This is a genomic window from Bacillus sp. NMCC46, from assembly GCF_002998465.1.
In the GTDB taxonomy this organism is placed as follows: Bacteria; Bacillota; Bacilli; order Bacillales; family Bacillaceae; genus Bacillus.
In genome coordinates this window covers 201,801-223,289 of the sequence record NZ_PVQZ01000003.1, presented here as the reverse complement: position 1 = coordinate 223,289, position 21,489 = coordinate 201,801, and the positions used below count along the sequence as shown (strand labels likewise).

General features: G+C 37.0%; 16 protein-coding genes and 1 other RNA gene. 4 read left to right on the top strand and 13 right to left on the bottom strand.

Annotated features, from left to right (window positions below):
- The first annotated feature begins 166 nt into the window (after window positions 1–166).
- Window positions 167–421, top strand: a complete 255-nt coding sequence (locus C6Y01_RS10660; RefSeq protein ID WP_106036518.1) for a hypothetical protein — start codon at window positions 167–169, stop codon at window positions 419–421.
- A 223-nt stretch (window positions 422–644) separates the two neighbouring features.
- Here the strand turns inward: C6Y01_RS10660 and C6Y01_RS10655 are convergent, their stop codons facing one another.
- From C6Y01_RS10655 to C6Y01_RS10595, 13 genes are all read right to left on the bottom strand, one after another.
- Window positions 645–3,599 (bottom strand): restriction endonuclease, encoded by a 2,955-nt coding sequence (locus tag C6Y01_RS10655; protein ID WP_106038188.1) that lies wholly within the window; start codon window positions 3,597–3,599, stop codon window positions 645–647.
- Window positions 3,600–3,611: 12 nt separating this feature from the next.
- Window positions 3,612–5,531 (bottom strand): site-specific DNA-methyltransferase, encoded by a 1,920-nt coding sequence (locus tag C6Y01_RS10650; protein WP_106036516.1) that lies wholly within the window; start codon window positions 5,529–5,531, stop codon window positions 3,612–3,614.
- Window positions 5,524–6,252 carry a DUF4391 domain-containing protein gene (locus tag C6Y01_RS10645; RefSeq protein WP_189288302.1) on the bottom strand — a complete coding sequence of 243 codons (729 nt, stop codon included), beginning with the start codon at window positions 6,250–6,252 and terminating at the stop codon, window positions 5,524–5,526. Before C6Y01_RS10645 ends, C6Y01_RS10650 begins: the two co-directional genes overlap by 8 nt.
- Window positions 6,252–9,500, bottom strand: a complete 3,249-nt coding sequence (locus C6Y01_RS10640; protein ID WP_106036514.1) for a helicase-related protein — start codon at window positions 9,498–9,500, stop codon at window positions 6,252–6,254. Before C6Y01_RS10640 ends, C6Y01_RS10645 begins: the two co-directional genes overlap by 1 nt.
- Window positions 9,501–9,518: 18 nt before the next feature.
- The gene (gene drmB, locus C6Y01_RS10635; protein ID WP_106036513.1) at window positions 9,519–11,249 is read right to left on the bottom strand and encodes a DUF1998 domain-containing protein; all 1,731 of its coding nucleotides are present in this window, start codon (window positions 11,247–11,249) and stop codon (window positions 9,519–9,521) included.
- The gene (gene drmA / locus C6Y01_RS10630) at window positions 11,246–14,356 is read right to left on the bottom strand and encodes a DISARM system helicase DrmA (protein WP_223249908.1); all 3,111 of its coding nucleotides are present in this window, start codon (window positions 14,354–14,356) and stop codon (window positions 11,246–11,248) included. The genes drmB and drmA overlap by 4 nt, the downstream gene beginning before the upstream one ends.
- 274 nt (window positions 14,357–14,630) lie before the next feature.
- Window positions 14,631–14,993, bottom strand: a transfer-messenger RNA (tmRNA) gene (gene ssrA / locus C6Y01_RS10625).
- A 176-nt stretch (window positions 14,994–15,169) separates the two neighbouring features.
- A complete protein-coding gene (gene smpB, locus C6Y01_RS10620; RefSeq protein ID WP_012011279.1) occupies window positions 15,170–15,640 on the bottom strand; it encodes an SsrA-binding protein SmpB in 471 nt (156 codons plus the stop codon).
- Between the two features lie 136 nt (window positions 15,641–15,776).
- Window positions 15,777–18,119 carry a ribonuclease R gene (gene rnr / locus C6Y01_RS10615; protein WP_095285776.1) on the bottom strand — a complete coding sequence of 781 codons (2,343 nt, stop codon included), beginning with the start codon at window positions 18,117–18,119 and terminating at the stop codon, window positions 15,777–15,779.
- 19 nt (window positions 18,120–18,138) lie between these two features.
- Window positions 18,139–18,885: an alpha/beta hydrolase gene (locus C6Y01_RS10610; RefSeq protein WP_034660008.1), complete on the bottom strand. Its 747-nt coding sequence runs from the start codon at window positions 18,883–18,885 to the stop codon at window positions 18,139–18,141.
- Window positions 18,886–19,009: 124 nt separating this feature from the next.
- On the bottom strand, window positions 19,010–19,243 hold the full coding sequence (secG, locus tag C6Y01_RS10605) for a preprotein translocase subunit SecG (protein ID WP_003212746.1): 234 nt from the start codon (window positions 19,241–19,243) through the stop codon (window positions 19,010–19,012).
- Window positions 19,244–19,429: 186 nt separating this feature from the next.
- On the bottom strand, window positions 19,430–19,720 hold the full coding sequence (locus C6Y01_RS10600) for an AbrB/MazE/SpoVT family DNA-binding domain-containing protein (RefSeq protein ID WP_003213714.1): 291 nt from the start codon (window positions 19,718–19,720) through the stop codon (window positions 19,430–19,432).
- A 26-nt stretch (window positions 19,721–19,746) separates the two neighbouring features.
- Window positions 19,747–19,980, bottom strand: a complete 234-nt coding sequence (locus C6Y01_RS10595) for a helix-turn-helix domain-containing protein (protein WP_024426059.1) — start codon at window positions 19,978–19,980, stop codon at window positions 19,747–19,749.
- A 152-nt stretch (window positions 19,981–20,132) separates the two neighbouring features.
- On the opposite strand from C6Y01_RS10595, the gene C6Y01_RS10590 reads away from it, so the two are divergent.
- The 3 genes from C6Y01_RS10590 to catR all read left to right on the top strand — a co-directional run bounded on the left by C6Y01_RS10590 (window position 20,133) and on the right by catR (window position 21,472).
- Window positions 20,133–20,537 carry a helix-turn-helix domain-containing protein gene (locus C6Y01_RS10590; RefSeq protein WP_034660010.1) on the top strand — a complete coding sequence of 135 codons (405 nt, stop codon included), beginning with the start codon at window positions 20,133–20,135 and terminating at the stop codon, window positions 20,535–20,537.
- A 130-nt stretch (window positions 20,538–20,667) separates the two neighbouring features.
- The gene (locus C6Y01_RS10585) at window positions 20,668–21,069 is read left to right on the top strand and encodes a helix-turn-helix domain-containing protein (RefSeq protein WP_106036510.1); all 402 of its coding nucleotides are present in this window, start codon (window positions 20,668–20,670) and stop codon (window positions 21,067–21,069) included.
- 82 nt (window positions 21,070–21,151) lie between these two features.
- Window positions 21,152–21,472 (top strand): catDE operon transcriptional regulator CatR, encoded by a 321-nt coding sequence (gene catR, locus C6Y01_RS10580; RefSeq protein WP_034660013.1) that lies wholly within the window; start codon window positions 21,152–21,154, stop codon window positions 21,470–21,472.
- Window positions 21,473–21,489: the final 17 nt, after the last annotated feature.

Here is a 21,489-nt window from a genome sequence, read left to right as displayed (position 1 = left end):
TTTGATTTGGTTGGAGGTTTTTTGTAAAGTGTCGGTCGACTTTTGTTCATGAGACCTTATATTTCCGCTACTTTTTGCTTAATTTGAGGGAGAGATATGTTGCGATCGGAGAAATATCTGTACAATGTGGGATTGGGAATCAATGAAGAGGAGGCTTGCAAGGTATATGACTTTTTTGATTATCATGGCGGGGCTGTTTATGCTGATTCTTTTGGAGAAGCCATTTGAAAAGAGAAGTTCTGGATTGATATTTTTGGTGAGTTATTTACTGCTGATCGCAGTTTATGTGGTTCAAACAACGTTTGTGAAAATTGTATCGAATAGTTTGTTGATGATAATTGCGGTGATTGTGGTTTGTCCTTTGTTTGTGCGGTTTTTAGAGACTTATCCGAGGAAACATTTTAATAAAGTCGATCATTAATTGGCGAATGATATACCGATACAAATCTAATTCTAAGAATAAGCACTCCTCATGCTTATTCTTAGAATCACTAATGCGTATTAATTCCTCTTTCGACAACGTAATTCCCATTTGTGGATTATCAGTTTTGCGTGAGTTACCATGTCAAATAATAAGGTTTAATTCTTTCTTCAACCTTTTACTACTTCAAATAGTATACCGATGTAAAAAAGTCTCCTGACATTTAATAAACTTGATCTAGTTCAACTGCTCGCTTAAATGTAATACCAGTATTGATCGCAGCAAAGTGCTTTTCTCCACAACGGATTTTTTCTAATTCTGTTTTGCGTAAATCTTCGGCGGCTGTACTTCCTTTTGTCTCTACAATAAAGTACAATTTCTCTTTGCCATCTTCTTCAACAGATAATGCCCAGTCAGGGTTATAATTTCCAAGTGGCGTTTTAATTTTAAAGTCTGCAGGCAATTTAATATAAAACTTTACATTTGGATCTTTTTCACATGCTTCGGCAAAATCTCTTTCAATTTTAGAATCTACAATTACATGGTCATAAGTAGAACGATTATCTGAAACTTTCACAATGCTATCTTCATACGATTCAATTTCTTCTTGTTTGAATAAGCTTTGATCGTATACTTCTTCTGTTTCCAGTTTCTCATATTTAACGCCATCCACCATTGCTAAGCGTTTAGCTGCATTAATAATGCGCGCGGCCTCTAGCATATACATTTGTGGATTCACTTTAAAATCATGTAGAGTATCACTCTTCTTTAAAACCGCAATTAATGTTTTACGAGTTAGTTTCGTCTCTTGCTGTAACTCCGTTAAAATATCAGGAGTTTTTGTGTATTCTCGTTGAACTGTACTGAAACTTGTTTTTGTTGTTGTTTTTTCTTCGATACCACTTTCTTCGATTTTTAATTGCATTCGTTCGTATTCTAATTTCTGAATACGTACTAACAATTCATCCTTTAATTTTTTTGCCGCATCGCTAATGAACTGTTCACTATCAAATTGAATCGAATACGTCGTTTTATATTTAATGCGCTCCCACAGCTCAAGGAATGGCCCAGATAGCGCTTCTTTATTTAAATGAACCGTTTCTTTTTTTGCATGATCTTTAATTTCAATTTTCTCTGTATTAAATTTCTGCTCAATTGCAGCGATAACTTTCTCAGTCATATTAGGCGCAAGTACCGTATATTCTTCAGGTAGTTCAAATACTTGATCTTTAATTGCTATCGCTAAGGCGACAGTACCTTTCCCTTTTGAATCTATGTATTTTTGCTCCGTTAAATATTCAACTAGTTTTTTTGAATACTCATGACCTAAAGGTTTTCGATAACCTGTCAGTTCATCTTCCTCTAGCACAAGCGAACTAAATGTATCATGCTTAAAAATACCGAACTCTATACCTTCTTTTTCATACTCATGTTGTAAGCCATTTGCAAATTCATCATAGCTTTCGTTTGCCATCACTGTTAATGTATTTACTTCGAATCCGTGTACTCGCTCACCATTTTGATTAACAGCTATGCGAAGACCACGGCCGATTTTTTGGCGCTTCGTAAGTTCATCTTTCGAATCAATTAACGTACAAATTTGGAAGACGTTAGGGTTGTCCCAACCTTCCTTTAATGCTGAATGTGAGAAAATAAAACGCAACTTATGAGCTTTTTTTGTCATCCTTTTTTCTTCATCATACATCGTCAGTAAATCTTCTTTGTCTTTCATGATGATTCGGAAGGCACTTTCATCTTTTTCCCCACCATTTTTGAATTTACCTTTCTTATCGATTGAGAAGTAGCCATTATGTACTTCTTCACCAGGAATACGATAATCACGAAGCTTTTTATATTTTGGAGATTTTAATACGTCTCTATACTCTTCTTCAAAAATTTGACCGTATTTCCCTAAATAAGACTTACCTTCATCATCATATTTTCGGTAGTTTGCTACGTTATCAATAAAGAATAGACTTAACACTTTAATTCCTAAAGCATTTAGCTTTAACTCTTTATTTAAATGTTCCTCAATTGTTTTACGAATTTGACCACGCTTCACCTCTAAGTCTGCGTAATGTGCTTGACTTAAAAAAATGACAGATGGCTCGCCTGAAAACTCAATGTACTCATTGTCCTTTTCAGCTGATATATCACGAACATAACCAATCTCTTCATAAGCCGTTAGCTTTGTCTTTTTCACTAAGTCATCGTTTTTCTTTAAAGAAATAATCTTTTTCACAATGCCTGCTTTCGTTTTCACTAAAACCTCTACGGATGCTGTAACAGCAGTCTTCGTCGCTTTAATACCTATTAATCGTAAGTGAGCCATATTACCATCAATTGTGCGTTTAACTCCCGCTACTTCAATTTGTTTTACTAGCTTATTTTGATACGCTTCAACAGGTCCCAATTTATAAAGTAAGGGATAACCTTCTTCTTTATGCGTTGCAGAGAAGCGGAATACAAGCGACGGATTTAAAGCAGCAATTGCAGCCTTTGCATTAGCTGTACTATCTACACTTTGTGGCTCGTCAATCAAGACAATTGGATTCGTTTCCGCAATATAATCTTTAGGTGAAATACCATATAAGCTATCACGGTCGTTGCGGTTGAAAATATTATCTTCACTATTGAACGCTTGAATATTAATAACCATAATTTCCACATTTTCATTTGAAGCAAATGCTTGTATATTTTCTAATTTAGAACTATCGTACATAAATTCACGATAAACAATTCCTTGCATTTGCGTTTTAAAATATTCTTTCGTCATTTGTAGTGTTTTCATAACCCCTTCTTTAATCGCTACAGAAGGAACTACAATAATAAATTTAGTAAATCCAAATTTACGATTCATTTCCAAAATCGATTTTAAATAAACAAAGGTTTTTCCTGTTCCTGTTTCCATTTCGATATTGAACTGGGGAAAAGGTGATGGAATTGATTGAGCAATTGGAATACCTTGCTTAATTTGAATCTGTTGAACATTTTGTAGCAGTTTACTTTCTGATACATCAATTTTATTGCCGACACCTTTTTCACCAAATAGCTTTCCCTGTATATCTTGATCCATAATCGTAAATTCTGATTTACGAATTTGTTGCCCTTCAAATACACTCAATACAGCGCTTATCGCATCTGCTTGATACGTTAATTCATCAAATTGAATTTTCATTACCGCTCACCTCTAAATTGTTAACAAGTTATCTTCTGGATAACCTGCATCTTTTAGAATTTCAATACAGTTCAATTTATCTGAATCATCTCCAAAACCCGTATCGCTGAATATAACGCTGCTTGTTTCAGTTCCATGCTCCTCACGGCGTACAATTATTGCTTTTGCAATTTCTGGCGTAATCTCTTTTGATAAGCAAATAAATAAACTTCCAAAAGCAATGTCGTAAACTTTTTTACCGTTTACTTCAAAGGTTTCAATCGGATATGTTAATTCTAAACCTTGCTTTAACATAATTTCATACACAATATCCAGCTCTGAGCGATCTTCAACAAAAGGTGTTTCGTATAAATCAAGTTCATCTTCTAAATTAGCGAAATCGACATTCCATTCGCGAATATTCGATGCATCAAGTTTTAATACTTTAAAACCAATATCTAAGGCCTCTGGATCTACAATTTTCGCATCTAGCATACCTGCGTTTTGCTCTTTTTCTTTTAGTTCAGCTTTAATTTTCTCTCCAGCTCGACGAATTCGTTCTTCACCGATATCACAAATTGTACGATAGCCATTCTTATACGCTTCTGAATTCTCATCTAATGTTTCCGGTAATTGAACCATGATGAATTTACGGTTTCCACCATCTTCGGCATTTAATTGCATCACTGCATGAGCTGATGTTGCAGAACCCGAAAAGAAATCTAAGACGATTTCTTCTTTTGAATAATCGGTGCTAATACGTAATGCTTGTTGAATTAACTCTACTGGTTTTGGTGTCTCAAAGATTGCTAAATCATCAAACAACTTTTTGAATGCATTTTTAGCATTTTCATTAGTCGATACATCCTCGGAAAACCACATTGACTCTGGAGTCAACCCACGTTCTTTTGCATATAAATATGTTTTCACACGAGGAACTCCATTACCATCTTTTCCAAACCAAATAAGATTATTTTTTATATGCTTATCCATCTCTTCTTTTGTATACAGCCAGCATCTTCCACTAGGTAACTTGTGGATTTTTCCATTAGGTGCTACCAAATCGTAAAATTGTGACTTTGTACCATGACCAGCTTGTGCAGTAGCAGGGTCAGATTTCCACAATCCATTTGGATCATTATCAGGATTTTTATAATTTGCTAATGCCTTTTCACTCATTGGCAATTGTTTCAAAATCGGAGTTTTACTAGCTATATTTTTTGCAAAACAAACTAAATATTCATGCCTTGAAGATACTACCTTCCTATTTTCTCTATTTGTTCTTTTTTCAACTACGAAATTAGAAATATAGTTTGCCTCACCAAAAATTTCTGAAGTTATATTAAGTAAATTCATTAATTCATTATCATCAATACTAATAAAAATCAAACCATCATCTGTTAACAAATTCCTTGCTAACTTCAATCTCGCATACATCATATTCAACCAATCCGTATGGAATCGCCCATTACTTTCTGTATTCGTTGAAAGCACATTGCCTTCTGCATCCACTTGTCCTGTTTGCTGTAAATAATTCTGAACACCATCTTTAAAATTATCTTTATATACAAAATCCTTGCCCGTATTATATGGTGGATCGATGTATATCATTTTAATTTTGCCGTTATAAGATTTTTGCAATAACTTCAAAGCTTCTAAGTTATCACCTTCAATATAAAGGTTTTCCGTTGTATCAAAGTTTTTACTTTTTTCTGGAACAGGGCGTAATGTACCTTTTGAAGGCTTTTGAGTGCCTTCAATCATCTTTTTTTTGCCATGCCATGTGAACTGGTAACGTTCCTGCTCTGTTTCTACACCTTCGCCTAATACCGTTTTCAGCATATCAAAATCAATTTTTTCACCATCAGTTAAGATTTCTGGGAATAGCTCTTTTAAACGGTCAATATTTTGTGCCGTTATATCTAAGGATTCACCATTCATTTTATTAACCATTGTCTTGCTCCTTTTCTATTAATGCTTGTTTCGCAATCTTTACTTTATTTGCTGCTTGTTGTAATTCAACCCGCATGTTCAATTGTGTTTCTTTTTTAGCCCGCCTTACATAATCGTCAATTTGTGCGTCCATCACGACGAGTTTCTCCAGCAAATTATTTTTTAAGGAAATCGGTGTATAAATCTTATATCGAGATTGTAATTCTAATTGTAGTAAACGCTCAAGCCACGATTCATAAAACATTTTTAAATTTGTTTTACTAAGGTTTTCAAATTTCAATTGTTGTTCAACCTGTTGCAGACTTACGGATTCTTTTATTTCATAAATAGTATCATCTACTAAGTATCCATCTTTTTTCTTAATGTGTGTAGAGAATATCCATTTCTTATTTGAACCATCAAAGAATATAATTACTAAAGGATTCGGCATAATACTCATAAACACCTTATAAATTTGCACTGCCTTTTTTAAATTCTTTACGTTTATAGCTAAAAAAACGATTGAATCATAACGCTCTGTTTCACTTTCAAATGTATCGATATTTGTATTGCTCGCTTGGATCGTCGCTAAAATACGAATCCCTCTCGATACAACATGTTCAGATATGGCTTTTTTCTGAGCTGATGTTAGCTTGTTTTCTATTTGATTGTACGGCAATGTTTTCATAATTTGCGTTGCTTTCGGAAATCCAATCGCCTTTAATAATTGCGCTTCATTCATCATGCTTCATCCTTTACAACTAAGAATGAAATGAGTTCAATTTCATCGTCACCTAACTCCAACTGTCCTTGCAATGTATTGGAACCGAAGTTAAACAAGCTTTCAAAGCCTACCTCTTCTTGTTTATCTTTAATAATATCAATTGATTGCTTCAATAAGTCTTGATAATGCTCCAAATCCGCTGCATCGTTTGTTTGCTTATTAAACCACTCAACTGAATTTAATTCTGGCTGTTGTTTGCCAAGTGTTAATTTACGATAAACATCTAATATTTTCTTCGCATGTGTGTAATGTATAAACGCTTCGCCTTCATCTGTCACATACAATAAAATGTATGGTGCTAAGCTATTGCTTTCAACAGCTACTTCTTTATGCTGTTTGAAACAAAAAATCACACCTGATTTTGCTTCAGGCAAATCGGCATTATTTACAACCGCATACAAACCTTTTGGTGCAGCTGCAAGCTCTTTTTTATAGGACTTTAATGCGGTACTTAAATCACTTTTGAAATCGGTGTATGTTAAGTCAGTAATCGATATCACACCTGAAACATCCTCTAAGTTTAACACATCATTTTGCAGCGCTTTTAATTGATTGCGACGATATTCTAAATCATTCATTTCTTTCGATGTCGTATCTAAAATATCTTCTTCCCCAGAGGCAGAAGTATTCAATATTTTCATTCGTCCTTTCACACGTTCTTCTAAATTGATATATTCATCTAATTCCATATTCGGCCAAAAGTTGACGAGTTGAATTTCTGTATTAGTTGAACCGATACGATCAATACGTCCAAATCGTTGGATGACACGTACTGGATTCCAATGAATATCGTAGTTTATTAAGTAATCACAGTCCTGTAAGTTTTGTCCTTCAGAAATACAGTCGGTCGCAAAAAGTATATCAATTTCATCTGTACGTTTACTATCCACCTTGTAGCGTTCCTTAGATTTTGGTGAAAAGTTCATTAAAATATCATTAATGTCTTTGACACGAACGCCTTTTAAGGTACATTTATTCGCTCCACTTCCGACAACTAACGCAGAATGAAGTTGTTTATTAAGTAAACGCTCTGAAAGATTATCGTACAAGTACTTAGCCGTGTCAGCGAACGCTGAGAAAATAATAACCTTTTTATTGCCTGGATTAATTGGATTTTCAATTTTTCCTTTTATTAAATTGACTAATTGTTCAAGCTTGGCATCACGTATAGTTGAAATTTGTGTTGCTTGTTGTAATAAATCCTGTAATGTGGCTAAATCGGCACGTAAATCTCCTGCCCATTTCAACGCATCAATATCATTTAATTGAATTTGTACTTTGTCACTACCTACTGTAATCGCTTCGAGCTGTTCATCATCTAACTCCGTATCATCATATTGTTCCGAATATGTTGGCTGATTTTGAAGCTGTAATGTTTGGAGTGTATCTTCAATTCGTCTAACTAATTTTTCAAGCGTCAGTCTAAATGAATGAATAGAACTTTCTAAACGCTTGAACAAGTTCACCTTCATTAAAGCTGCTACTGCAAACTCACGGTCTGTTTGTTTAAACGTCGATTGGCCACCCTTTACTCTAGTATCATACAATTCTTCATAATACTTTCGTTTATGAGGTAAAACGTATTTCATTGGCTGATAAATACTAAAGCTCAATGACTCTAAACGCTCATTGACTTCGTTCATATTAACAAATCGGTGTTCTGTATCAACATCGGCTTTAATAGAAAGCGGCTTCAACCGAGTTGGGAAACTACCAATATCTTTGACATTATAATATTTCTCAATGTGCTTACGACTTCGAGCAATGGTTAGTAAATCAAGCAATTGGAAGTAGTCTTGCTCAACCCTATTTAAGAACTCTTCAGTCGTTCGCTTCGGTGCTGGCAAAGCTGACCAACGATTGAACGATGCTTGTGCCGCGCGTAACGTTTGCTCAATACTATCTATACCTTCTTTTTTAAGTGCCTGATCGTTATCTTCTGTTATAAAAGCAATTTGATTTTTGATATCATTCATTTTATTATTTACGGGTGTAGCCGATAATAATAGCACCTTTGTCTTTACACCTTTTTTAATAATTTCCTGCATAAGCTTTTGATAGCGTGTCAATCGACCCTTATGCGCATTGTTGTTTCGAAAGTTGTGCGATTCATCGATTACTACTAAATCATAATTTGACCAATTGATTGTATCGAGACGTATTTCACCCGTCATACCACTTTCGCGATTTAAATCGGTATGATTTAACACATCATAGTTAAAGCGGTCTTCATTTAACACATTTCGCTTATCATTTTGTGTGTAAACTGCCCAGTTATCTCGTAGCTTTTTCGGACATAAGACTAATACACGATCATTTCGCAGCTCATAGTATTTGATGACCGCGAGTGCTGAAAATGTTTTCCCTAGCCCCACACTATCCGCTAAAATGCAGCCATTATAGTTCTCCATTTTATCGATCATGCCTAGTACACCATCGCGTTGGAACGGGTACAACTTATTCCAAATAAACGTATCTTTAAAGTTCAATCCTTCTTTAAGAATATTATCCTCTGAAAGACCTTCTAAATTCTCCGTGAAAATATTATATAACGTTACAAAATAGAGCCACTCCGGCGCATTTTCTTTTTGAAAAGCATCTAGTTGCTCTAAAACTTCTGCAGTAACTTCTTTCGATTTTGTTTCATCTTTCCAAATTAGGTCAAATTCTGCAAGCAAGTTTTTTGTAACACCAAGTGTCTCTTTCATAACTGTATAGCTTGCTTGACGTTTTGAAGAAGTAATGCCTAACCCATCTGCTGTAAACTCAATTTCCGATTGAATAAAAATGTCCTCATCCATTTTGTTTTTAATCATGATTTGCTTAGGGTACGAGCTGTCACCTAAAATTGTCTTAAACTGGGCGTGTTGATTGATCCATTCGGATAACTCTCGTGCAATTTGTTTAGACTGCATTTGATTTCTTAATGGAATTTCAAACTGGTTTCCTTCTAAATCGAGCTGCTGGCCTTTTCTTTCTACTAATTTAAATTGATGATTATCATCAATTTCTTGTTGATAAAAGGTTTGCTCTGTAAAGAGAAAGCGAAAAGATTCCCCTTTCGCTAACGTTTTTTTTAATTCTTTAAAAATATTCATACTCAATTTTGCAGAGGCCACTGCAATTTCCGATCCGTTTTTTATTTCACCTTTCATTACATGAACGAGTGTGTTATTCCCTTTATTATCGACTAAATCTATTTTCAAAATTCAGCACCTCTTACATTACATTTCTAATAATTGATCAAAGTAACCGTCTTTCTCATTCGGATTAATGTTGATTAATGTTCGACGATCAAGCAATAAATTTCCCCATTCACACGAAGTTTCGGAAACAAATGTACATGCATGACAGGCCGCGCCATTTGCTGACGTATGATATTCAAATTCCCCATCCGAACAGATTGGATCAGATGAACAATAGCTCATCTTTTCTAATGCACGAATAATTATGGGTAATAACTTTTCGCTTTGAGCCAAGTTTGTTAATCCACCTAAACTTCCTTCTGAATCTCCAGAGGCAGTGTATATAAATGCACCATACATGTCATCGTTTGCATAAATACGCTCTTTTAAAGACGTCGTTGTATAGCCGCAATGTGCAGCTAGTTCCTGCAACAAAGCATGGCTAAATGTATGCAACAAAATTTGGCGTGGCAGAATATCTAATGGTGACTTTTTAAATTCTTCACGCTGGGTATTATATGCTCTTACAATAGCACTCGTAATTTGCTCAGTTTGTTCCCATTGGAGCAATTTTTCTAAATTAAATTGAAAGAAAATACCTTCACCGTAATTTCGCACAGCTGGTAACCATTTCGGTTCGCTTGTTATAACAACCGGCTGTGTTTTCGATTCTTCATCTGTAAATCGGTCAATGTAGTCTAATCGAGTAAATTCTTTTAAAACTTGTACTTCAGGTACAGAATCCACACGGAAAACCCCATCAAAATACGGCACTAACGTTGGCGCAATATCAACCTTCTTAGATGAAAAACGTTCTTCGTTTATTTCATCCTGAATTAGCGTGTTCCACTCTTGCTTTTTAATTGATTCATAGGTAGAACTTTCTGAAAGCGTTATTGAACCATCTAAATACTGCTTAATAGCAGGTATAAAAGAAGAAGGGATATTTTTGAAATTACATGCCATTTCAAGACCTGCTTCACCCATACTTAGATATGCTTTACTAAAATTTTCTTTATCTTTTTCTACTAAATATAGAACCTCAAATTCTGAGCTAGATGCTGTTAAAGGCACTTGTAAAAAACTCATAACAGAAGGTGAATAAACATTAGATGCGCCACGCAACGTCGTTTTCATTTTACAATTACATTTCTGTTTAGCAGTATTACTAATCCATGGTCGTTCCCCATGACAATCAAATAAACTATGATTCTCCCTTTCTTCAGACTTCATAATACTTCCTAAACTTTCTTTATGATTACAATGCCTGCAAATCACGTGTAAATCAGATAGAGATCCACTTGAGTCACAGGTTTTTAGCATTAGTCGTGGATTTTTAGAATGTTCTGTACAAGGTTTATTTCGATGTACCCATTCTTCATACGGAAAATCTGATAAGTGACCGTTCTCACATGCTAATACAAAACGGCTTGCATAAAGCTCCTGAATGTCTTTTTCATTTTTCAGCGCACAATAATAACAATTAGCATCACCATAATTCGTCATATTATGGCATTTCGGACAGATTTTCCATTTAGGAAACTCGACTGCTTTTATTTTTTGTTTATCGGGATTTTCATTTAAAATGCGTACATGGTCAACCCCTAAAAAGGATGTGATTCGTATGTCTTTTTCTTGAGGCGCCCTTCTTGATTGCCACTGGTCTGCTGATTTCACGATAACACTTTGAGATAAAAGTTCAACAATTGCTCCTGGTCCTGATTGGTATATTAGTTGCGAAGGTCTGATTGTTTCATTTTGTTGATTCATGATTTTAACACCTCAATTTCAATGACTGCTTCTACATTTCTTAATGACATCATTGCTGGACGAGCATCTTTTACATTCACTTCTTCATTAAAGTTTTTTAATAAGTAAGCTTTAACATATTTTGATTCTTTGTAAGCTAATGTGTCTTCAGCGTGCTTCCAAGCTAATTCTCGCCACCATTCTAATAAATCCTTTACTTCGTTTTCAATGGTTGCACCATTAGCATTTTGAACTCTTTCTAAAAATTGAACGCTCGCTGTATCTACTTTATTTTGTAGTTGTACTATTTTTTTCGGACTTTGCTCAGCGTTGATTTCCATAATCGTTTGACGCATAAATCCAATAAACGTACCTGTTAACCCTTTATATAAAGCACCTTTTGCAAAAGGTGTTACACTCATCGTTTCTACATGACGGTAGAGTGCTTGATGGTATGCTTTAAAACGCTCAAAATGCGATAAATCTCTAGACCGTAGTGAATTAAGAAGAACAAATACAACGCCTGGATATTTACGTCCAACACGGCTCGTCGCTTGAATATATTCGGAAGTCGTTTTCGGTTGCCCTTGTACAAACATTGTCCCAAGTCGATCCACATCGACACCTACTGAAATCATATTCGTTGCAAGGACGGCATCAAGAACACCTGCTTCATCTAAAGTTTTCTCCATTTGTGTTAGTAGCTGTGGAATTTCTTGTGCTTTTTTGCGGCTCGTTAATTCTTCAACGGCTAGATCATGTTCAAATTTATTTGTTGGATCTAGCATATTTAATCTTGAGTTTACTTCATCTTTAAAAGTAGTAACCATGCTTGCCAATTCTTTAACCGTATTAAAATAGCCTAGCATTGTATAATATGGATCTACTTTAAACTTTGGCTCACTTCTTGTTATCGTTGCATATGCACTATATGTTTGAATCGCTTGAATTTTATTACTAACTCCCGGTGCACAAATTCCTACATAGCATCGCCCTGGCTTTTCAGAAGTTGGCACCTCTTTTGAAACAAAATTATCATTTGCTTTTTGAACAGCTAATGGGAACTGCTGCATTTCCCGACCGTATAAAGCTCGAATTTGCTCATCCGCACCACTAATTGTTGCTGTTGAAGCAATTACTTTAGCTGGTCTTCCGTTATTTCTTGTTAATAGATCAGTTGCTACCTCATATAAACCTGTTAAAGAGCCTAATGGTCCTGAAATCAAATGAAGCTCATCTTGAATAATTAATTCAGGTGGTTTCAAACGATTAATACGACTGTATCCCCTTGGGATAGAATTAGTATATTTAAATCCTAACTCACGATGATACACGTTTTTATTACCAAAGAGTTCATGCATATCTTGTTTCCAAGGTAACTGAGCAATTTTATCTACCGTACCAATTAGCAATGTTGGTAACTTCAGATATATTGCCTCATCAACTGTATAAACAGGAATTCCGTGTTTAAATGCACATGCTTTATTAGAACAACAAATTTTCTGTGAATTTTTGTTAATTTCATACTGATCCGGCCCTAGTTCCGCCCCACACCACGGACAATTTATTAGTTGAATAGGATTGCCCGTCTTAACTTCTTTACCGTCTCGTAATTGTTCAAGCTTATCCATTGCATCTGCAAATTTATTAGGAGATGAATCCTGTCCAATCCAAAGCCCTATACTAAATGGCTCTTCTCCAAATAAATTTGCATTTGGTTTACGCAGAACTTCTGCAGCACAAATTAAAGCTGCAGCTCGTTGGAATTGTTGCGTTGTTAACAAACGCAATGTGTAACGCATAAAAACTGTAATTCCAGCATACTTGTCTACTTGTTTTGGGGCTAATAATCGGCGATATGCCATGACATAAGCTGCCACACCTAAATAAGCCTCTGTTTTACCGCCCCCAGTTGGGAACCAAATTAAATCAACAATTTCTCGATCTATATGCTGTTCATCAGATATACCGGCAACATTCATAAGTAAAAATATTAATTGGAATAAACGCCATTCTCCATCTAATGTAGGTTTTATTCTCTCTCCGGTAGTACGATACGTTTGAGCCACACCTGATTGCGCTCGTTGCAAAAGCATCGCACGGTTTGCAAATTGAAACGCCAAATAATATAAGGAATTATTACTTTTTGTAACTAATGAAATTCCTTCTTCTAGACGTTCGATTGTATTTTTTACTTTTAAAATATTTTGTTCTGCTTCACTCTTTAAATAATCAGGTAGCTCATTAACTATTTTCGTTTCATGATTCAACCATAATTTATATGCTGATGGTATAACACTTAATTTTTCTTTTAAAATGTCTACAGGATATTCACTTAAATCCTTCATCTTAAATGACTGATTTTCGATCTTACAATGTTCTACATTCGGCAATTCAAAACGTGGCATCCATGTTGAATAAATCGTTGTAATATTTCCGGCTGTTTTCCAATCAACCCCCACGCCATGACCGATTGCTATTTCTTCTTTGTCACGATAAAGAAGTTCATTTTGGACATGATACTGATCAGCTTTAGATGTAAATTTAGCAACATGAATTGTAGGTATATGTACTTTTAAAGAGCTTTGAAACATCACTTCATCTTGTTCAGGATATTGATTTTCTCTCTTTAAACTATTCATTAAAAAAATATTTACGTGATATAAGTTATTTCTATAATTAACGGTATAACGCACTTTTCCATACTTAGATTCATTTAAATTTTCTAATGTGCCTGTTCTCTGATTTGAAAGATCAATTTTCCAATTTTCCGCTTGTGGTAAACGCTTATGTTCTTTGTCCTCATAAATAGCCCAAGAAGCTTCAATTTCAACAGTTGTTAATTTTTTAAGTTTAAAACTAATGCCCATAGTAGATGAGCGAAACAGTTTTTTTAATGTAAGTTGTTCATCTATCTTTTCTTCACTGACTTGCACATGTGTTTCTATTGCATTATCACGTTCATTTATAACATCTGATGTTGAACCAAACGGAACTAACTTCCCTGTTAAATAAAATTGCATTGGGCGTATATTCTTTCCAAGAATCTCATCTTGCATTCGTGGACCAATTAAATATGTTTCTAATTCATGAATTAATCCTTTTCGCAAAAATGTATATTGCTTCATTTGAAAATTCACCCTTCCTCTTTAGATAATTTCATTGTAGCACCTTGCATTTCTGGGTAGGTAATATTTCCCGATAAAATTTTAAGTTTAATATTAAAATTAATTCATTCCTTTTAATTTTTATTTATCCCTTAGTTAAACCACTCAAAAGCAAAAATTAGAATTTTTAATCAATTAAACTTTTATCAACTATACAAAATAAAGACATAAAAAAAGCGCCTAAACGTTGTTATCCAACGTTTATGGCACTAAGTGAAATGCAAACCATTTCTATGTATGGAGACGGTGGGAGTCGAACCCACGTCCAGAGACATCGATTACTTAAGCGTCTACGAGCGTAGTCAACATATTTCGTGTTCACTCATCCGCATGCCTGCTGACGGGCGCTTGGAGAGCTAGTCTGATGGATCTCTTCTTACGTCCTCAGACGGAAACGTAAGCGTAGCCTACTTCATTGGGCTCCTCACAGACACATAGGCGATGTCAGGAAGAGCTCGCTGCACTTATTAGGCAGCTAGTGCTAAGTTTTGGTTAAAACTTTTAGTTTTGCCAGTTACATTTAAGTGCGTGTTAACGAGATCGCCTCTCGGCTCGCAGCCTAAGCTCGAACCATCCCTGTCGAATCCGTAACGTCCCCTTGTAAAAGGGATATACGGGATGGAAACGTTCAGCTTAACTGCTTCCGTATATAACTATTATAACAATCTCTTCGCTTGAAACAACTGGTGGTTTCTGTAAGAAAAGCAATGATTGTTTACTGCATAACATATTGTAGCATAATGCTTCCGCTCTCAGCAAGCCATCTGCATCAGGCTAGAATTGCTTTTGACGATCACGGAAGGCACGCTCGATTTCACGTTTTGCATCTTTTTTCTTCAGATCTTCACGTTTATCATATTTCTTTTTCCCTTTACCAATTCCGATCAGCACTTTGGCAAAGCCATTTTTTAAATAGAGTTTCAGAGGCACGAGTGAGTAGCCTTCTTCCTTTGTCGCACCAATCAATTTACTGATTTGCTTGCGATGAAGCAGCAGCTTTCTCGTTCTCAGCGGATCATGGTTATAACGGTTCCCCTGCTCGTATGGGCTCACGTGCATGTTGTGAAGAAACACTTCTCCTCGCTCGATTTTGGCAAAGGAATCTTTTAAATTCACTTTTCCTGCACGAATCGATTTGATTTCAGTTCCTTGTAACACAAGGCCGGCTTCATACGTTTCTTCTATAAAATAGTCATGATTTGCTTTTTTGTTTTGGGAAACAACCTTTCCCTCTCCCTTTGGCATTGGCGTACACCCTCCTTTTGCAAACACGGTCCAAATCGTACGGATTATTTTATCAAACAATCCAGCTTTCGACAATGCAGACGCCATATGGTCAAAAAGCAAATAGAGCGTGACGCCCTATTTGCTTTTTGGCACGTTACTTTTTCTTTTTGCGCTTTTGTTTTGGCGCGTTATCAAATACGCGTTTTTTCTTTTTTTTCTTCTTACTGCCTGTGAACCAGTCACTTCCGCCTTTATCTTCCTTTGGTTTATCCCCAGAGGCATTTTGACCTCCGCGTCCTTTTTTCGCTGGTGAATCTGTCCGTTTTTTGAACTTAAAATCTTTTGGCGATTTACGGCGGGTGCCTTTCATGCCAACGATTTCAAAATCAATGGAGTGCTCATCTTTATTGACACTAACCACTTTGACAGTGATTTCGTCACCGATGCGATATACATTTCCTGTCCGCTCACCGATCATGGCAAAGTGCTGTTCATCAAAGCGATAATAGTCGTCTGTCATGTAGCTGACATGGACAAGACCTTCAATTGTATTCGGCAGTTCAACAAATAGTCCGAAGTTCGTCACGGAACTAATCATGCCATCAAACTCTTCACCGATTTTATCAAGCATAAATTCTGCCTTTTTGAGGTCATCTGTTTCACGCTCTGCATCGACTGAACGGCGCTCCATAGTAGACGCATGATCTGCAATTTCAGGCAGCAGCTGGCCCCACTTTTCTAAGGTTGCTTCGTCTGTCTTTTTCTGAATCAAATAGGTTCTGATCAGTCTATGCACGATTAAATCCGGATAACGGCGGATCGGTGATGTAAAGTGCGTATAGAATTCCGTTGATAACCCAAAATGGCCGATGCTTTCTGGATCATACTTCGCCTGTTTCATCGAACGAAGCATCACGGTTTGTATCACAACTTCTTCTGGTTGATCCCTCACAGCATCAAGTACACTTTGAAGTGCACGCGGGTGGATGTTTGTCGACGTTCCTTTCACAATGTAACCAAACGTTGTCACGAACTCTAAAAAGCGCTGAAGCTTCTCAGGATTTGGTTCTTCGTGAATTCGATATATGAAAGGTACATTCAACCAGTGGAAATGCTCTGCAACCGTTTCGTTTGCAACAAGCATGAATTCTTCAATTAATTTCTCTGCGACAGATCGCTCACGAACGACAACGTCTTTCGCCGCTCCTTCATCATCTACAAGCACTTTTGCTTCCTTGAAGTCAAAGTCTACTGCCCCGCGCTCCATTCGTTTGTCGCGAAGAATCTCTGCAAGCTTCTCCATCTCTTGGAACATTGGCACAAGCGGCTCATATTTGTCTAAAAGCTCTTCGTCTTGGTCGACTAAAATCTTATTCACATCAGAATAGGTCATTCTTTCCGTCGTTTTGATCACACTTTGGAAAATCTCATGTTTGACGACCTTCCCATTTCGATCGATGACCATTTCACAAGACAGGGTGAGACGATCGACCTTCGGATTCAATGAGCAAATACCGTTTGACAGGCGGTGCGGGATCATCGGAATGACGCGGTCTACGAGATACACACTCGTTCCACGCTCATAAGCTTCCTGATCAATCGGGGAGTTCTCTGTGACATAATGAGAGACATCTGCAATATGCACCCCTAGCTTATATTTGCCATCATCCAGCTTTTGCACCGTAACGGCATCATCTAAGTCCTTCGCATCTGCTCCGTCAATTGTTACAATCGTTTCGTTGCGCAAGTCACGTCTGCCTTCCAGGTCTTTTTGATCAATCGTTTCAGGTGTGTCTACTGCCTGCTGAAGCGCTTCTTCTGGGAACTCACCTGGCAGGCCGTGTTTATGAATGATCGATAAAATATCAATGCCAGGGTCATTTTTATGACCGAGGATTTCAGTCACTTCGCCCTCTGCACTCATTCTTCCTTCTGGGTAGCTTGTCAGCGTCACGACCACTTTATGCCCTTCGACCGCTCCATTTTTAGCGGATTTCGGGATGAAGATATCGGTTGTGATTTTTTTATCATCAGGAATGACAAAGCCAAAGCTTTTCGTTTCTGTGTAGGTACCGACAACCGTCTGAGTATTACGCTCCAGAATTCGGATGACAGTTCCTTCTTTTTTTGTGCCGTTTGATTTGTGGCTGACACGAACCATGACCGTATCACCATTCATCGCTGTGCCTAGCTCATTAGGCGGAATGAAAATATCATCCTGTCCAAACTCTTCTGGTGTCACAAATGCAAAGCCTTTTGCATGAGCAGACAGCTTTCCTTTTACCAAGTTCATTTTTTCTGGTACACCGTAGCGATCGCTGCGCGTGCGAACGATGAGTCCTTGATCTTCCAGCATCACAAGTGCTTTGACGAGCTCTTTATAATCATCAGGATTGGTAATCTCCATCATCACTTCCAGCTCTTGAACGGTTAACGGTTTATAAGCTTCATCTTTCATAAAAGCGAGTAATTCATCCATAAATTCTTCTTTTTGCACACTCTAACCCCCTATATATTTAAATTGACCAATTAAGTGATTCTAAGAATGCATATACATCCTGATGAACCTTCTCGCGCTCTTTATCAAGCGTGATCACATGGCCTGATTCTTCATACCATTTCAAATGCTTTTGATCTGTCTCTACTTCGTTATAAATGATATTCGCACTGTCTGTATTAATCATATGATCATGACGTGCCTGAACAACAAAAGTAGGTGAATAAATCATGTCGACATTGTTTCTGACATCTGCAATCAGTTCTTGCAGGCTCCTCAGTGTACCCATTGGCGTTTTCTTGAACTCTTCCATTTCCTGTTCAATCTGCTCCTCTGACTTACCCTCGAATTTCTTATAGTTACGGGCATATTCTAGTACACCCTGGTACATGACTTCTTCACTTTTTATGTACATAGGTGCACACATAGGTACAATTCCCTTTACAGGTACAGTGTAACCTAATTTCAATGAAAAAACTCCTCCGAGGGATAGTCCGCAAACCGCAATTTCCTCATAGCCTTCATCTTTTAAGAATTGATAGCCCTCTTCTACATCTTTCCACCAGTCAGCCGGGCCAGATTGGACAAGCTCTTCTGGCGGCACACCGTGGCCTTTATATTGAGGTGCATGGCATGTATACCCTCTTTCGTTCAAATAACGGCCTAGCATTCGAACATCGGCTGTATTCCCAGTAAAACCGTGAAGAAGAAGCACCGCCTTTTCTCCACCTTTAAACGTAAATGGTTTCGGTGTAACAACTTTCATGATGTGACTTCCTTTCCTTCCGATATGGTTTATATTTTCCACTTGTATGTATGAAACAAACACAAAAGAGTGCTGATAATAAAAAAAGGTCTGAAAAAAGATCAGACCTTCTGTTACTCGCGCCTTACACGCCTAGATATGCCAATGCAAGTGTTAAGATGAAGAAAAGCACTGACAAAATAACCGTTAATCGGTGAAGTATCAAGTCAAGGCCTCTCGCTTTTTGCTTACCGAAAAGCTGCTCGGCTCCACCTGAAATAGCGCCTGACAGTCCAGCACTTTTACTTGATTGTAACAATACAACGATGATAAGTGCGATACTGACAATTACGAGTAATGTGATAACAAATGCGTGCATGAAAACACCTCCAGACAAACTGGTACACATAACTTTATTTTACATGAAAACAAGGTGCATGTCACGAAACATCAAAATAAAGATTCCCTCTATATTGTCGACTTTATTCGTTATTTTGATTCAATTTCATTCCAAAGAGTAGTATGCAGCATTTTTTATATGCAATTTTCGGTTAAAAACACGTTTTTAACGGGTTGCTTCTTCTTTCAATAGCTGTTTTAATTCTACTAACAAACGTTCAGCTCCTTCAGGACTCAGCATCACTTTCCCATTTCCATAGCTTTTGTTGTACTTCGTCACTTGTCCAGTTAACAGGCAGCTCTTATCTGCATCATATTTTTTTAGCATAATGGTTTGATCTTCAATGAAAATTTCTAACAGCTGCTCTTCTTTAATATTGAGTACCTTGCGCATTTCTGAAGGCAGAACAATTCTGCCTAGTGAATCAATATGTCTGACCATCCCAGTTCTTTTCAACGACATTGCCTCCTTGATCATTTCATTCATTGACTTTTGTCAATATCTTCATAGTAAAATAGATCTTCAAATTTTTTATCAAAGTAATGAATCATTTTGCCAATGACAAGCTGGCCTGGTTTCCGATGACCATTTAATACCCTGCTGAGTGTGGCAGGAGAAATGCCAATTTCATCAGCGAGCTGATTTAAAGACATATCGTTTTCGATCATATACTGCATGACAAAAGCCCGCCTGATCTGAATCTTTTCGACCATCATTACAACCTCCTATGGAATCAATATGTACAACGTGCAGGTGCTCACTTGAAACAGACCATTAACTTAAGTCAACACTTTTACCCCTCTGCTATTTCCTTTGGTCAATGATCATACTAAAATAAGTCATATACTGAAATGTGAGGTTCGATGTCATGAATCACTTTGGTGAACAATTACGCATTTTAAGAGAAAATAGAAAAATGTCTGTCAATCAACTCGCCATGTATTCAGGTGTAAGCGCTGCTGGAATTTCTCGTATTGAAAATGGAAAGCGCGGTGTGCCAAAACCTTTGACTATCAAAAAATTAGCACATGCCTTGAAGGTGCCTTATGAGGATTTAATGCTGCTTGCCGGTCATATTGAACAGGAGCAAGTTCATGAAATGAAACCAAAATATGAATCCATGTTGAAAATCTATCAAACGGCGCTTCAAAAGGATGTAGAACATCTTCCCATTTTTGATGGGGACAAATGGGAAAGGCTCTCCGCACAAGACATCAGCCAGCTGAATGAATACTTTCTCACGCTCATCAACCAAAAAAAGGCGAACAAATAGCGGGGCATAAACCTAATGTACATCCACTATTAACTAATGTCAATATTTTCATGGTATACTTGTTGCCAATAGTCAACAAATCAGGTAAAATAGACATATCTAATCTATAACCATGTGAGGTTTTGCCTTGATGAACTTTGGTGCATATTTAAGAGCATTACGTGAGGAAAAGAAGCTGTCAGTGAACCAATTAGCGATGTATTCAGAGGTCAGCGCTGCTGGTATTTCTCGTATTGAAAACGGGAAACGCGGTATTCCAAAGCCTCCTACGATTAAAAAACTAGCCGGTGCATTAAAGGTCCCTTATGAGGAAATGATGCAGGCTGCGGGCTATATTGAGGAAGCCTCTTCTGTCCATCAGTTGAAGGAAGAGGAAATAGCATTATCCAAAATAAAGGAAGCTGCAGCGCAATATGAACTTGGTGATCTCGAAATATTTGATGGAGATATTTGGTCAACTCTTTCGAAAAAAGAAATAGAGGATCTTAACCGCTATCTGTTATTTATGTTAAACAGCCGTTCGTCATCATAGAATGTTTTGAGCATTGACAAGCTTTTCGAGCTGATTTATGACAGATTTACGGTATAATGAGTTCAGATTGGAGTGAAGAAAGATGAATCAATCTGACATGTGCCCGCGGTTTGAAAAAGCAGTTGAGTTATTGAGTAAACGCTGGGTCGCACTGATTGTTTTTCAGCTTCTCTCAGGTCCGCAGCGCTTTAGTGAAATTGAGGCCGCTCTGACAAATTTAAGCGGAAGAGTATTATCTGAGAGATTAAAAGAGCTGGAAGCAGCAGGCATTGTAAAACGGGAGGTTTTTGCTGAAACACCCGTGCGCATTGAGTATTCTTTAACTGATATGGGGCGTTCCCTTGCACCCGTTTTTGAGGAAATTTCGAAGTGGTCCTCTGAATGGATCACGCTTGAATCATAAAATACCTGCATGTGAAC